General features: G+C 68.5%; 13 protein-coding genes. 7 read left to right on the forward strand and 6 right to left on the reverse strand.

Annotated features, from left to right (window positions below; genetic code table 11):
- The first annotated feature begins 101 nt into the window (after positions 1 to 101).
- From ABZ195_RS08195 to ABZ195_RS08205, 3 genes are all read left to right on the forward strand, one after another.
- Positions 102 to 884 carry a hypothetical protein gene (locus ABZ195_RS08195; RefSeq protein WP_355216549.1) on the forward strand — a complete coding sequence of 261 codons (783 nt, stop codon included), beginning with the start codon at positions 102 to 104 and terminating at the stop codon, positions 882 to 884.
- An 88-nt stretch (positions 885 to 972) separates the two neighbouring features.
- Complete coding sequence (locus tag ABZ195_RS08200) at positions 973 to 1,551, forward strand: sigma-70 family RNA polymerase sigma factor (RefSeq protein ID WP_355216550.1); 579 nt, start codon at positions 973 to 975, stop codon at positions 1,549 to 1,551.
- The gene (locus ABZ195_RS08205) at positions 1,544 to 2,773 is read left to right on the forward strand and encodes an anti-sigma-D factor RsdA (RefSeq protein ID WP_355216552.1); all 1,230 of its coding nucleotides are present in this window, start codon (positions 1,544 to 1,546) and stop codon (positions 2,771 to 2,773) included. The genes ABZ195_RS08200 and ABZ195_RS08205 overlap by 8 nt, the downstream gene beginning before the upstream one ends.
- A gap of 50 nt (positions 2,774 to 2,823) precedes the next feature.
- Here the strand turns inward: ABZ195_RS08205 and ABZ195_RS08210 are convergent, their stop codons facing one another.
- Positions 2,824 to 3,228 carry a DUF5319 domain-containing protein gene (locus ABZ195_RS08210; protein ID WP_355216554.1) on the reverse strand — a complete coding sequence of 135 codons (405 nt, stop codon included), beginning with the start codon at positions 3,226 to 3,228 and terminating at the stop codon, positions 2,824 to 2,826.
- Positions 3,229 to 3,405: 177 nt separating this feature from the next.
- On the opposite strand from ABZ195_RS08210, the gene guaB reads away from it, so the two are divergent.
- From guaB to guaA, 4 genes are all read left to right on the forward strand, one after another.
- Entirely contained in the window at positions 3,406 to 4,959 is a 1,554-nt protein-coding gene (gene guaB, locus ABZ195_RS08215) for an IMP dehydrogenase (RefSeq protein ID WP_355216556.1), read from the forward strand.
- Between the two features lie 51 nt (positions 4,960 to 5,010).
- Complete coding sequence (locus ABZ195_RS08220; protein WP_355217030.1) at positions 5,011 to 6,150, forward strand: GuaB3 family IMP dehydrogenase-related protein; 1,140 nt, start codon at positions 5,011 to 5,013, stop codon at positions 6,148 to 6,150.
- Between the two features lie 68 nt (positions 6,151 to 6,218).
- Positions 6,219 to 7,955, forward strand: coding sequence for a GMC family oxidoreductase (locus ABZ195_RS08225; protein ID WP_355216558.1), 1,737 nt, complete (start codon positions 6,219 to 6,221; stop codon positions 7,953 to 7,955).
- Positions 7,956 to 8,003: 48 nt separating this feature from the next.
- Complete coding sequence (gene guaA / locus ABZ195_RS08230; protein WP_355216560.1) at positions 8,004 to 9,563, forward strand: glutamine-hydrolyzing GMP synthase; 1,560 nt, start codon at positions 8,004 to 8,006, stop codon at positions 9,561 to 9,563.
- 3 nt (positions 9,564 to 9,566) lie between these two features.
- Here the strand turns inward: guaA and ABZ195_RS08235 are convergent, their stop codons facing one another.
- The 5 genes from ABZ195_RS08235 to ABZ195_RS08255 are packed head-to-tail and all read right to left on the reverse strand — an operon-like array spanning position 9,567 to position 14,757.
- Entirely contained in the window at positions 9,567 to 10,487 is a 921-nt protein-coding gene (locus tag ABZ195_RS08235; protein WP_355216562.1) for a MerR family transcriptional regulator, read from the reverse strand.
- 1 nt (position 10,488) lies between these two features.
- Entirely contained in the window at positions 10,489 to 12,027 is a 1,539-nt protein-coding gene (locus tag ABZ195_RS08240; RefSeq protein ID WP_355216564.1) for an NAD(P)/FAD-dependent oxidoreductase, read from the reverse strand.
- Between the two features lies 1 nt (position 12,028).
- A complete protein-coding gene (locus ABZ195_RS08245; RefSeq protein WP_355216566.1) occupies positions 12,029 to 12,949 on the reverse strand; it encodes a ferritin-like domain-containing protein in 921 nt (306 codons plus the stop codon).
- 9 nt (positions 12,950 to 12,958) lie between these two features.
- Positions 12,959 to 13,792 carry an SDR family NAD(P)-dependent oxidoreductase gene (locus tag ABZ195_RS08250; RefSeq protein WP_355216567.1) on the reverse strand — a complete coding sequence of 278 codons (834 nt, stop codon included), beginning with the start codon at positions 13,790 to 13,792 and terminating at the stop codon, positions 12,959 to 12,961.
- Positions 13,792 to 14,757, reverse strand: a complete 966-nt coding sequence (locus tag ABZ195_RS08255) for an alpha/beta hydrolase (protein ID WP_355217031.1) — start codon at positions 14,755 to 14,757, stop codon at positions 13,792 to 13,794. Before ABZ195_RS08255 ends, ABZ195_RS08250 begins: the two co-directional genes overlap by 1 nt.
- Positions 14,758 to 14,796 lie beyond the last annotated feature (39 nt).

Here is a 14,796-nt window from a genome sequence, read left to right on the forward strand (position 1 = left end):
TCACTGTTAACCAAACTTCGCCCCTTCACCGCCGAGTCGGCCGGCCCGACCGCCTCGACGCGCATTCGGGCCGACGACGCGCGTTGATAGCGTCCCCGTTCATGACCGTCTTCGCCGAGGCTGCGTTCGGTGCGCGCCCCGGCCGCTGGCCATTGCCCCCGGCGAACACTCCGACCGAGCTCTGGTTGCGGGCCGTCGCGGCCGGGGGACAGGGCCGCTACGGCGTCGCACTGGCTGAACTCGACGCGCTCGTCCGCACCCAGCCCCGTGGCCCGCTGGCGTCGTTGGCCGCCAGCACCCGGGCGTCGTTCCTTCGCCAGCTCGGGGGACACCGTGCGGCCCGGGGCTGGGACGGCCGGGCCTGGGCCGCCGCTGGAGACGACCTCACCGCGGGGACCGACGCGCTCGTCGGGTTGGCCGCCGACGCGCTGGGACTCGGCCGCTACGCCTTGTCGGCCCGCCTTCTGAGTCGCGCCGAGGACGTGCTGGGCTCTGGCGCCGTCGACGACCGACTGGCGGTGCGGTTGGCCTGGGTCCGGGCCGAATTGGCGATGTTCACCGGCGACGGCCCGGCTGCTCTCGAGCACGCCCGACGTGCGGTCGGCCTGGCCTCGGATGTCGGTTCGGCGCGACACGACGCCAAGTCCCGCGTCGTGCTGGCCGCGGCCCTGTGTGCCGTCGGCGACCCCGACGAGGCCCGCAAGACGGCCGACGACGCCCTGTCGACGACCCACGAGCACGGACTGGTGCCGTTGCGCTGGGCCCTGGCCTGCCTGCTCGCCGACATCGGCAGCGCCGTCGACTCACCTTCGCGCATCGTCGCAGTTCGCGACGCGTCGGCAGCCCTGATTCGCCACCGGGGCGGCTCGTGGTCGGCGCGGTGAATCTGCGAGTCACGTCCCGATCACTACTCTTTAGCTGGCACACCCGCCGACAACCGCCCCATCCGTAACGCTGGAGATACTGCCCACGATGACAATTTCGGGAGACAGTCTCGATGGTGTCGTGGCCAGAGCGGTCAACGGCGATCGAGATGCACTCCGGGAAGTGCTGGAGACCATCCGGCCGATCGTCTTCCGGTATTGCCGGGCGAGGGTCGGGTCAGCGGAACGCAGTGGTCTGTCAGCAGACGACGTGGCTCAGGAGGTGTGCTTGGCCGCCATCACGGCGCTGCCGCGCTACAAGGATCAGGGACGACCGTTCCTGGCCTTCGTCTACGGCATCGCCGCTCACAAGGTCGCCGACGCTCATCGCGCCCAGGGGCGCAACCGGGCCGACGCGACCGACACCCTTCCGGACCGACCCTCAATGGAGGCCGGTCCCGAACAGATGGCAATGGATGCTGACGCGGCCGAGCGCATGAACAAACTGTTGGCGATCCTGCCCGAGAAGCAACGGGAGATCCTGGTCCTGCGCGTGGTGGTGGGCATGAGTGCCGAGGAGACCGCCGAGGCGGTCGGCAGCACCGCCGGTGCCGTGCGAGTCGCCCAGCACCGGGCGCTGGCACGACTCAAGGGCGAACTGAACGGATCGAGGCACGCCGATGCCTGATTCCAACCGCTGGAACAACGGCGGCGAACCGTCGCTCGACGAGATCAACCGCGCGGACCGCTTCTTCGAGGCGCTCGCCTCCAAGCAACCCGCGTATCCGACCGACCACGCCGAGGCCGAACTGGCCTTCCTGTTCTCCGGGCTGCGCGACGACGTGCGTGACGCACCGCTCACCGCACCGGTCTCACTCGGTGACGCCGTCGACGCGCTCAACGGCGGCCTGGCCAAGAACCGGGGCTCCCGTCGGTCGCTGGCCGTCGTCGGATCCGTGGCCGCCGCCATGCTCTGCATCGGTGGCTTCGGCACCGCCGTCTACGGCGCCGCCCCCGGCGACAGTCTCTACGGCATGCGAACCGCACTGTTCGGTCAGCACGAGGAGACCCGCGACGATCAGGTCTCCCTGGCCTCCGCCCAGCTCCAGCAGGTACAGCAGTTGATCGACGACGGACAGTGGGAAGAGGCGCAGAGCAAGCTCGTCGCCGTCAGCAGCACCGTGCAGGACGTGGGTCAGGTCGAACAGAAGCAGCAGCTCGTCGAACAGTGGAATGCGTTGACCTACAAGGTGGTCGAGCAGGACCCGGCGGCAACCTTGGCCCCCGGTGAGCCGTTGCCGGCGTTGCCCTCGTCCCCGCTGACGTGGCTGCCGGTGCCGGTCGTCGAGACGACCCCGAGCTCCGACACGACGACGACTCAGACTTCGGACACCACGACTTCGGAGACCTCGGGGACCTCGGGGACCTCGGGGACGTCACCGACCTCGCCCTCGGAGTCGACGACCAGCAGTACGACGCTGCCCTCGGACTCCTCGACCACGACGTCCTCCCCGGTGTCCTCCCCGGCGTCCTCGACGACCGCGCCGACCAGCCCGGCGTCGTCGTCGACCGCCGTGCCCTCCACGTCGTCGCCGACCGCGAGTACCGCACCGACGAGTACGGCTCCCGCGGGGGCTACGACGCCCACCGGCAATCCGGCGCCGTCCAGCAGCTCGGCAGCCGCCAGTTCGGCGGCTCCCAGCAGCACGCCAGCCCCCAGCACCGCGGTGTCGAGTACGACGACGACGGTGACCAGGCAGCCGGCGGCCTCGGCACCCGCGGAAGAACCTGCTGCACCCTCGCGGTCGACCGCGGCACCGGCCGTGACGACGCCGATTCAGCCCAGCCCGCAGGCGACGACGGCTGCGCCCGTGGCGCCGACGACGACCACGACCATTCCGCCGGGTTAGGCGCGCGAAGCCGAATGAAGGGAAGAGTGTGACGAGCGAGGGCTAAGCCCTCAGCGATATCCGTCCGACTCCGTCGTCGCCTCGTTCAGCGAGGCGTCGGCATAGCCGCGGCAGTAGTCCCACGTGACGTAGGCATCCGGCTCGGGATCGTAGGCCGGCTCGTGCGGCCGGACGGTGCCGTCGACCAGGAGCTGCAGCAGGTTGGCCCGCAACATGTCCCAGTCGTGATAATGATCCTGCTGGCATTCGTCACAGCAGACCACCAGCCCGCGAATCCCCTTGTGACCCAAGAGGGCCTCGTACACGGCAAGATCGGCCAAATCGGCCTCGACGGCAATGCGTTCCTGGGAGTCGAGCGGCTGGCCAGGTTCAAGTGCGTCGAGGGCCGCGGTGGGGTCGCTCGGATCATCGGCGAAGGGATCCGGCGGCAAACCCGGTGGCAGATGGTCTCGCACGGCTCCACACTACTCAGCACGTCGGGTGTCGCGCCAGCCGTCCACACCGTGAACCAGCCCCTTTTCTTGCTTGCCGCCGTGTTGCCACCGCGTTGCCAACGGTGCGTGGAAGCCAAGCCGGGCCCGGGACCCCGATAGGATGGTCACTTAGTCCTGCGCCACCTGGAGGCCCCACCCATGTCGATCGCTGAAAGCGACCTTCCCACCGCCGTACCGGTGTCCACCGGAGGGGACGATCCCACCAAGATCGCCATGCTCGGGCTGACGTTCGACGACGTTCTCCTGCTTCCCGCGGCGTCCGACGTCGTGCCCGCCAACGCCAACACCTCGAGCCAGCTGACCAGGCGGATCCGTCTGCGGGTGCCGCTCGTCAGCTCGGCGATGGACACCGTCACCGAGTCGCGGATGGCCATCGCCATGGCCCGTGCCGGCGGCATGGGCGTGCTACACCGCAACCTCCCGGTCGCCGAGCAGGCCGGCCAGGTCGAGACGGTCAAGCGCTCCGAGGCCGGCATGGTCACCGATCCCGTCACGTGCTCGCCGTCGAACACCCTGGCCGAGGTCGACGCCATGTGTGCCCGGTTCCGCATCTCGGGGTTGCCCGTCGTGGACGCCCAGGGTGCGCTGGTTGGCATCATCACCAATCGCGACATGCGCTTCGAGGTCGACACCAGCAAGCCGGTGTCGGAGGTGATGACGAAGGCGCCACTGATCACCGCGCAGTCGGGGGTCACCGCCGACGCGGCGCTCGGCCTGTTGCGCCGCCACAAGATCGAGAAGCTGCCGATCGTCGACGGCAACGGCAAGCTGACCGGGCTCATCACCGTCAAGGACTTCGTCAAGACCGAGCAGTTCCCGCTGGCCACCAAGGACAGCGACGGACGCCTGCTGGTCGGTGCTGCGGTAGGCGTCGGCGCGGACGCCAGGGAACGGGCCATGACGCTCGTCGACGCGGGGGTCGACGTCGTGATCGTCGACACCGCGCACGCCCACAACCGCGGCGTATTGGACATGGTGCACTGGCTCAAGACCGTCGCCGGCGATCGCGTCGAGGTGGTCGGCGGCAACGTCGCCACCCGCGCTGCCGCGCTGGCCCTGGTCCAGGCCGGAGCCGACGCCGTCAAGGTGGGCGTCGGACCCGGCTCGATCTGCACCACCCGCGTGGTCGCCGGGGTGGGAGCGCCGCAGATCACCGCCATCCTCGAGGCCGTCGCCGCCTGCGCGCCGCACGGCGTGCCGGTCATCGCCGACGGCGGTCTGCAGTACTCCGGCGACATCGCGAAGGCACTGGCCGCCGGGGCGTCGACCGCGATGCTGGGATCGCTGCTCGCCGGTACCGCCGAAGCCCCCGGTGACCTGATCTTCGTCAACGGCAAGCAGTTCAAGAGCTATCGTGGCATGGGGTCGCTGGGCGCCATGCAGGGACGCGGATCGGACGGCGCGACCCGGGGCTCGTTCTCCAAGGACCGCTACTTCCAGGACGACGTCCTCAGCGAGGACAAGCTGGTGCCCGAGGGCATCGAGGGCCGGGTGCCGTTCCGAGGTCCGCTGTCGACGGTCATCCACCAGCTCACCGGCGGACTCCGCGCGGCCATGGGGTACACCGGTTCGCCTACGATCGAGCACCTGCAGCAGGCGCAGTTCGTCCAGATCACCTCGGCGGGGCTCAAGGAGAGCCACCCGCACGACATCACGATGACGACCGAAGCCCCCAACTACTACGCGCGCTAGGCACGCCGACGGGCGCTTGCGTGAAGAGAGACGAACCGAAACATGCGTGACATGGTCGAGATCGGCATGGGCAGGACCGCTCGCCGGACCTACGAACTCCGAGACATCAACATCGTGCCCTCGCGGCGCACGCGGTCCTCGCAGGACGTGTCGACGGCGTGGCAGCTCGACGCCTACCGGTTCGAGGTGCCCGTCGTCGCGCATCCCACCGACGCATTGGTCTCGGTCGAGTTCGCCATCGAGATGGGCCGGCTCGGCGGTCTCGGTGTGCTCAACGGCGAAGGTTTGATCGGACGTCACGCCGACGTCGAGGCCAAGGTCGCCCAGGTGGTCGAGGCGGCTGCCAAGGAACCGGACTCCTCTGCCGCCATCCGCCTGCTGCAGCAATTCCACTCGGCGCCACTGGATCCGGACCTACTGGGCAGCGCCGTCGCGCGGATCCGCGAGGCGGGCGTCACGACCGCGGTGCGCGTCAGCCCGCAGAACGCCCAGACCCTCACGCCGGCGCTCGTCGCCGCCGGGATCGACCTGCTCGTGATCCAGGGCACGATCATCTCCGCCGAACGCGTCGCGCAGGACCGCGACGGATCCGGCGAGCCGCTAAACCTCAAGACCTTCATCTCCGAGCTCGACGTGCCCGTGGTCGCCGGCGGCGTGCTCGACCACCGCACCGCGCTGCACTTGATGCGCACCGGAGCGGCCGGCGTCATCGTCGGCTACGGCTCCACCTCCGGGGTGACCACCAGCGACGAGGTGCTCGGCATCAGCGTCCCGATGGCCACCGCCATCGCCGACGCGGCCGCGGCCCGCCGCGAGTATCTCGACGAGACCGGCGGTCGCTACGTCCACGTTCTCGCCGACGGCGACATCCACACCTCCGGTGAACTCGCCAAGGCCATCGCCTGCGGCGCCGACGCGGTCGTGCTCGGCACACCGCTGTCGACGGCCGCCGAGGCCCTTGGCGACGGCTGGTTTTGGCCGTCCGCCGCGGCGCATCCGTCGCTGCCCCGCGGCGCCATGCTGCAGGTCGCGCGCGGGGAGCGGCCGGCACTCGAGCAGGTGCTCAACGGCCCGTCCGACGACCCGTTCGGCTCGTTGAACCTGGTCGGGGGCTTGCGCCGGTCGATGGCCAAGGCCGGGTACTGCGACCTCAAGGAATTCCAGAAGGTTGGCCTCACCGTCGGGTCCTGACCCGCACGCTTTACAAGTTAGGGTCTCCTGTCTAGCGGGTTACCCGCCGGTAAGTTCATAATGGGCGCATGGTTGCTGACTATGACGTCTTGATCATCGGCTCGGGATTCGGCGGCAGCACGAGCGCCCTACGGCTCACCGAGAAGGGCTACCGCGTCGGCGTGCTCGAAGCCGGTCGGCGGTTCGAGGACCAGGACATGGCCAAGACCTCGTGGAACCTGCGCAAGTTCCTCTGGGCGCCACAGTTCGGCATGTACGGCATTCAGCGCATCCACCTCTTGCGGAACGTGATGATCTTGGCTGGCGCCGGTGTCGGCGGTGGATCGCTCAACTACGCCAACACGCTCTACGTGCCCAATGAACCGTTCTTCAACGACCCGCAGTGGGCCCACATCACCGATTGGCGCGCCGAGTTGATGCCGCATTACGAGCAGGCCAAGCGCATGCTCGGCGTCGTCACCAACCCCACCTTCACCGACGCCGACCGCATCCTCAAGGAGGTCGCCGACGACATGGGCGTCGGCGACACCTTCGTCCCGACTCCGGTCGGTGTGTTCTTTGGCGAGAACGGCGAGAAGCAGCCGGGAAAGACCGTGCCCGACCCGTACTTCGGCGGCGCGGGTCCGGCGCGCACCGGTTGTATCGAATGTGGCTCCTGCATGACGGGCTGCCGCTACGGCGCCAAGAACACACTGCTGAAGAACTACCTCGGGTTGGCCGAATCGGCTGGCGCCGACATCATCCCGATGACCACGGTCGTCGACCTCGAGCCGCAGGCCGATGGATCGTGGAAGGTGCACACCGTCCGGACGGGCCGCAAGCTGCGGCGCAAGAAGACCACCTACACCGCCGAGCAGGTGATCGTCGCAGGCGGCACCTGGGGCACCCAGAAGCTGCTGTTCAAGATGCGTGACACCGGCCGCTTGCCCAAGCTGTCCGAGAAGTTGGGCGTCCTCACCCGAACCAATTCCGAGTCGATCGTCGGCGCCGGCCGGTTGCGGGTCAAGGACGACCTCGACCTGACGCACGGCGTGGCGATCACCTCGTCGATTCACCCGACCGCCGACACCCACATCGAGCCCTGCCGTTACGGCAAGGGCTCCAACGCGATGGGTCTACTGCAGACGCTGATGACCGACGGTCTGCTGCCCGACGGGACCGGCGTGCCGCGCTGGCGCCAGCTCGTGCAGACCGCCAAGTCGGACCCGCGGGGCACGATCCGGCTGCTCAACCCGCGAAAGTGGAGTGAGCGCACCATGATCGCGCTGGTCATGCAGCACCTGGACAACTCGATCACGACCTACACCAAGCGCAGCAAGCTGGGCTTCCGCCGCGTGGTCAGCAAGCAGGGGCACGGCGAGCCGAACCCGTCGTGGATTCCGGCCGGCAACGAGGTCACCCGGCGGATTGCGGAGAAGATCGACGGTGTCGCCGGCGGCACCTGGGGCGAGCTGTTCAACATTCCGTTGACGGCCCACTACCTGGGTGGGGCGGTGATCGGCGACACCGCCGATCACGGCGTGATCGACCCGTACCACCGGGTGCACGGCTATCCGACGTTGTCGGTGGTCGACGGCGCGGCGATCTCGGCCAACATGGGCGTCAACCCGTCGCTGAGCATCACCGCCCAGGCCGAGCGTGCGGCGTCACTGTGGCCCAACAAGGGCGAAGTCGACCAGCGTCCCGCCCAAGACCGCCCCTACGAACGGCTGGAACCAATCGTTCCGCGCAACCCCGTCGTCCCGGCTCATGCACCTGCGGCGTTGCGTCGTCTGCCCATCGAGCCGGTGACCTCGGCGGGATGATCGTCTCGGCGGTACGAGGTGATGGGCGTGCGCCACTAGACTGAGCGGGTGGAAACGGCATCACCCCGGCCCGTGTTGGTGGTCGACTTCGGAGCGCAGTACGCGCAGCTGATCGCCCGACGCGTCCGCGAGGCACGCGTGTACTCCGAGGTCATCCCTCACACGGCGACCGTCGACGAGATCAAGGCCAAGGATCCGGCCGCCATCGTGCTCTCGGGGGGTCCGGCCAGCGTGTATGCCGAGGGCGCACCGCAACTCGACCCCGCGCTCTTCGACCTCGACGTCCCCGTCTTCGGCATCTGCTACGGATTCCAGGCGATGGCGCAGGCCCTCGGCGGCACCGTCGCCCACACCGGCACCAGCGAGTACGGTCGCACCGACCTGAACGTGTCCGGCGGCGAACTGCACGCCGACCTCCCTGCCAGCCAACCCGTGTGGATGAGCCACGGGGACGCCGTCACCGAGGCGCCCAGCGGCTTCACCGTCGTCGCCACCAGTGCCGGTGCGCCCGTGGCCGGCTTCGAGAACCGGGCCCGCAAGCTCGCCGGCGTGCAGTATCACCCCGAGGTCATGCACAGCCCCCACGGCCAGCAGGTGTTGAGCCGCTTCCTGCACGAGTTCGCCGGCATCGACTCGACGTGGACGGCCGCCAACATCGCCGACGCGCTGGTCGAGCAGGTGCGCGAGCAGATCGGCGACGGCCGGGCGCTGTGCGGACTGTCCGGTGGCGTGGACTCCGCGGTGGCCGCGGCGCTGGTGCAGCGCGCCGTCGGTGACCGACTGACCTGCGTCTTCGTCGACCATGGCCTGCTGCGGGCGGGAGAACGCGGACAGGTGCAGCGCGACTTCGTCGCCGCCACCGGCGCCAACCTCGTCACCGTCGACGTCGAGGCGCGGTTCCTGGAGGCCCTCTCCGGCGTGACCAACCCGGAGGGCAAGCGCAAGATCATCGGCCGCGAGTTCATCCGCGCGTTCGAGGGTGCGGTACGGACCTTGGTCGAGGACGGCGGCGGCGACGTCGACTACCTGGTCCAGGGCACCCTGTATCCGGACGTCGTCGAATCCGGCGGCGGCACGGGAGCGGCCAACATCAAGAGCCACCACAACGTCGGCGGGCTGCCCGACGACCTGAAGTTCTCGCTCGTCGAGCCGCTGCGGCTGCTGTTCAAGGACGAGGTGCGCGCGGTGGGTCGCGAACTCGGCTTGCCCGAGGAAATCGTTGGGCGGCAACCGTTTCCAGGCCCTGGGTTGGCGATTCGGATCGTCGGCGAAGTCACCGCGAGCCGATTGGACACCCTGCGCCGAGCCGATGCCATCGCCCGCGAGGAGCTGACCTCCGCCGGACTGGACGACCAGATCTGGCAGTGCCCGGTCGTGCTGCTCGCCGACGTCCGGTCGGTGGGCGTGCAGGGCGACGGCCGGACCTACGGTCATCCGATCGTGCTTCGACCGGTCTCCAGCGAGGACGCGATGACCGCCGACTGGACCCGTGTGCCCTACGACGTGTTGGAGCGGATCTCGACGCGCATCACCAACGAGGTACCGGAGGTCAACCGGGTCGTCCTCGACGTGACCAGCAAACCGCCGGGCACCATCGAGTGGGAGTGACGGCTAGCTCGTCATCTCACCGTCTGCGTCGGCGGCCTTCTCGATCAGGTCGCCGAGGATCTGACTGACCGAGGACTCGATCGTCGACTCGATCGAGAAGGCCAGCGTCGCCGACACCGCGGCCACGGCCTGGGTGCGGAACCGCACCAGCATCGTGATCAGTTCTGCCACTTCGGTATCCGGCGGCAGGGCGGCGCCGGGGTTGATCCGGGTCAGTACGTGTTCGACGCCGGCCCGTACCAGGATCCCGCTGATCTCGTCGATCAGCGGAGCGGTCTGCTCGTGAATGTCGACCAGCTTCTCGGTGCTGACGCCGTACTGCTTGATCTCGTTGAAGGCCTCGATCAGCTTGGGCCGCACCACCGTTGCCGCGTCCTCGTCGATCGTGATCACGCCGAGGCCGACCATTCGGTCGAACGCCGCGTCGTCCCCGACGAGGGTCTTGGCGTCGGCGACCGACATCCGGTCGGGCTTCTCCGTGGCCCAGCTTCCCGCGATCGCCGATTCCAGACCGAGCATGTCGCCCAGGTCCTTGCCCTCCTCCCAGGCGCTGAGCATCTCGTGGACGTGGGAGATGTTGTAGCCCCGGTCGAGCATCGAGGTGATCAGCCGCAGCCGGGTGAGGTGGGTGTCGTTGAACAGCGCGATGCGGCCGACCCGCAGCGGCGGGTGCAACAGTCCGCGGTCGCGGTACACCCGGATGTTGCGCGTGGTGGTGCCCGCCAGGCGTGCAAGTTCTTCGATGCGGTACTCGCCGGACGCCGCGACGCCATGGGGTTGCACCGCGGCGTCGAACAGCTGCGACACCGCGTTCTCGATGACGTCGCGAGAGCCTCGCCGAATCTGCCGCGGTGCTCGACGTAGTCCGTTGAGGATGGTCGAGATGGCGCCCGCTTGTTGCCGCGGCTGCTTGGCGGGCGGCATGTCAGGCCGACGAACTGATGCTCACGGCGGGTGCGGCACCTGCCGGCGTCGATCCCCCGGTCGCTCCGCTCCTGCCCGCCGGAACTGCCTCGTAGTCGTCGAGCCTGAAGTCACGCATCTGTCGAAGATACTGCGTGGCGAAACCGGGATACATCGAGGCGTTGAATCCGTCGGCCGTCAGGTACCAGCTGCTGCATCCGCTCATCCACGTCGTCTTGGTCAGACGCTTCTGAAGCTGCTCGTTGTGACGGCGTTGGACGTCGGCCCGCACGTCGAGATAGCGCAGGCGCCCACGAAGAATGGTGGTGATGCCGGCGACGGCGTAGTCGAGCTGGCCCTCGACGAACACCAGCAGCGAATTGTGCCCCGGTCCCGAGTTCGGACCCGTCATGAAGAACAGGTTCGGGTAGCCGCTGGCGTTGATGCTCTTGTAGGCCTGCGCGCCGCGGGTCCACTCGTCGGCCAGCGACCGTCCGCCCAGCCCGGTCACCTGGTAGGGCGGACCGGTCAGGTGCACGTCATATCCGGTCGCGAAGACGACGCAGTCCACGTGGTGCTCGATGCCGTCTCCGGTACGGATGCCCACCGGGCTCATCGTGGCGATCGGCCAGTCGATCAGCTTGCAGTTGTCGCGTTGCAGCGCGGGGTAGTAGTCGCTGGAGACCAGCATTCGCTTGCAGCCGGGGGTGAAGTCCGGGGTCAGTTGCCTGCGCAGCCACGGATCCTTGACCTGGCGGTGCAGGTGCGCCTTGCCCAGGCGGGCGACCAGCCCGCTCAGCGGTGACTTCCACACCAGTGCGGTCGCACTGGCCTCGTGCCCCCAGAACAACGCCTGACGGGCAGCCCGTTGCACGGCAGGCACTTTGGCGAACAGCTCCTGCGCCCGGACTGGCGTCGGGACGTCCAGCCGCGGGATCACCCACCCCGGCGTGCGCTGGAAGACCTTGACGAACGCCGCCTGCTTGACCAGTTCCGGCACGATTTGCACGGCACTGGCACCGGTTCCGATCACCGCGACCCGTTTGCCGGTGAAGTCGTAGTCGTGATCCCAACGGGCGCTGTGGATCTTGTGACCCTCGTAGGTGTCGAGCCCACGGACGTCGGGCCACTTGTGATCCGGCAGCGGGCCCGAGGCCAGCACGACGGTGCGGGCGCGGTATCGCGTGCGGCCGGTGGTGCTCACGTCCCACACGCCGGCGTCCTCGTCGAAGGTCAGGCCGTTCACCTCGGTACCGAAGTCGATCCGGCGCCGCAGGTCGAAGCGGTCCACCAAGTCCTCGATGTGCAGCCGGATCTCCTCGGCGGGGGAGTACGCCCGTGACCAGGTGGGGTTGGCGACGAAGGAGAACGAGTACAGCAGCGACGGAATGTCGCACGCCGCACCGGGATAGGTGTTGTCCCGCCACGTGCCGCCGACGCGCTGGTCGCGTTCGACGATGACGAAGTCGTCGACCCCGGCCTGACTGAGCTTGATGGCCGCGCCGATGCCGGTGAAGCCGGTGCCGACGATGAGGGTGTCGTAGACGTGCGGTTGGGTCACGTCAGGCCGCCGGCTCGTAGGTCAGTTCCTTGAACCAGGTGGGAATCGGCGCGAGGAACGAGTTGGGGTAGCGGTCGGACAGCCGCACCATGGTGTTCGCCAGCAGGTGATAGGGATGATTCGGGTTGACCACCAACTTCGAGTGGAACTTCAGAAGCTGGTAGGTGGGTACGCGGCGGGTGAATTCGGCCCGCTCACCCATCTTCGTGAATCGCTGCATGGCGTCGTAGAGCCGCTCGGGCTGCAAGCCCATGCCGACGATGTTGTTGCGCATCCGGTTGAGCAGGGGCGCGTACATCAGGGCGCCGAGGATCACTCCCGGGGAGGCGACGTTGCCGACGAACTGGACCGCCAGTCTCCGGGCGGTGGCGTTGCCGATCATGTTGAGCACCTCGAAGTCGACCGCGATGTGCCGCGACTCGTCGTTGTTGATCTTCTCGAACACCTGGTGGCACACCGGATCGTGGACCTCCTCGAGCAGGAACTTCAGCAGCGCCCCGTCCAGCGCCACCTCGAGCATCGGGATGACGGTGCCCAGGATCGACAGCGACATGTCGTCGGAGTACTTGTCGAGCCACTGGATGGCCAGCCGGATGTTGACGTTGGGTTCGGGCATCTCGCCGTCGGTGAGCATGCCCCAGCGCTTCATCAGTGCCAGTTCGGCGTTGGCGTGGCGCTGCTCCTCGGCGTGGAAGTAGCGGTATATCTCCGCAAGAACGGGTGTCGGTGCCTTCTTGGCCAGTGCGGCGAACCCGCGGGCGCCGACGTTCTCGATCCAGCACAGGTCGGCCATGAAGGCCTTGAGCTTGGGCCGGAACTCGTCGCTGATGGTCTCGGCACCCGGTGCGTCCCAGTCGATGTCAGCCAGCGCCCACTGGCGGTCCTTGATCTTCGCCAGCATTGCATCCATGTCGATTGCCACGGCCGTCTCCTAAGTGGTTGCGCGGTTGGTGAGACCGACGGCGCGGGTGTACACCGTCGGGGTGAAACGCTTGATGCCCCAACCGATGCGGGCGTCGGGTTGCGGCATGCAGTACAAACCGCCGCGGTCGTTGGTGTCGAGGCAGGTGCGGGCCACCCGCTGTGGTGAGAACCCGGTCCACCGCATGAGGCGGTCGGCGAGTTGGGTGGAGCGGGCGGAGATCCGCCCGTTGTCCACGATGTTGGTCTTGACGAAGGTCGGACACAGCACGGTGACGTTGATTCCGGTGCCGGCCAATTCGGCCGCCAGCGTCTCCGACAGCGAGAGCACGCCCGCCTTGCTGACGTTGTACGCGGCCATGCCGGGCGCCGCGCCGAACGCGGCGGCCGAGGCGACGTTGATGATGCCCGCACGCTGGCCAGCCTCACGCAGGATCGGCGTGAACACCTCGCAGCCGTGGATCGGACCCCACAGGTTGATGCCGAGAACCCAATTCCAGTCGTCGGCGGCGATCTCGCCGATGGGGGAGCCGCCGGCGCCGACGCCGGCGTTGTTGATCACCAGGGTCGGTGGCCCGCCGAGCCAGGATCGAGCCTCCTTGGCCAGCTGTTCGACGTCGTCGAGTTGGGAGACGTCGCAGCGGACGGAGGTGGCCTGACCGCCGGCGGCGACGATGGCGTCGGCCGTGGCACGCGACGACTCCCCGTCGACGTCGCTGCACACGATCCGACCGCCGCGGTGGGCGAGTTCGGTGGCGAACGCGGCGCCGATGCCGCTGCCGGCACCGGTGATGACGGCAGCAGCGCCATGACTGCGTCGGGGAGAGGATCCAAAGACGCCCATTAGCCCGCCGCTCGCTCGTTCGCGTTGCGGCGCAACGACTCCCCAATGAAGGTGGCGACCTCCCGCATGGCTGGTGCGGCCTCCGGGGTCAGTCGCGGCAGGGCCTGGAAGACGTGCACCTGGTCGGGCCAGACCTGTAGCGCGCAGTCGCCACCGGCGGCCGTGATGTCGGCCGCCAGCCGGCGGGAGTCCGAGACCAGCATCTCGCCGCCCCCGGCTTGGACGAGCGTCGGCGGCATCCGCCGGCCGCCCGCGACGTCGAGTGTGAGCCGTGGATGCGCGAGGTCGGTTCCGGCGCAATACAACCCGACGAGTTTCGCGGCGTCGGCGGCCCGGATGGCGGGGTCGCGGCGCAACTCCTCCCGGGTGCGTGCCAAGCCGAACGTCAGGTCGAGTAGTGGTGAGAACAGGGCCAGGCCGGCAGGGTGTGAGACGTCGGGCTGCAGGAGAAGGTCGACGGCGAGGTGGCCACCGGCCGAGTCACCCGCGACCACGACGCGCTCGGGTGCGAAACCCTCGATCGTGCAGAGCCATTCCCAGCCGGATCGCACGTCGACGGCGGCGGCGGGAAACCGGTGGCGGGGAGCCAATCGGTAGTCCAGACAGAACACGGGAAGACCGGTCAGTCGCGACAGCCAGGCCGTCAGCCGGCGGTGGGTGCGGGGTGAGCACAGCGCGAACCCGCTGCCGTGCAGGAAGTAGATGCACTGGTCGGTCGAGGAGACCCCGGCACCCCTGACCCATTCGCCCACGACGCGACGTCCGTCGTCGAGGCGGACGTCGACCGGTTCGACCTCGGTGCCTGCCAAGGAGGGGCCGAAGGAGTCCATGATTCGCTCGACGATCCGGCGCGACGTCCACAACCCCCAGGCGCGCTCGGGCGGGAGCACCGCGCTGATTTGTCGCAGGGTCAGGCCGCTGATCGCGGCGGCCGCCCGCGAGCGCTTGGAGCCCCGCGTCGGCATGGTGTCGATGGTCACGACCGAAGTACAACAGCGATTGGT

It is taken from the genome of Mycobacterium sp. NPDC006124, from assembly GCF_040614235.1.
GTDB lineage: Bacteria > Actinomycetota > Actinomycetes > Mycobacteriales > Mycobacteriaceae > Mycobacterium.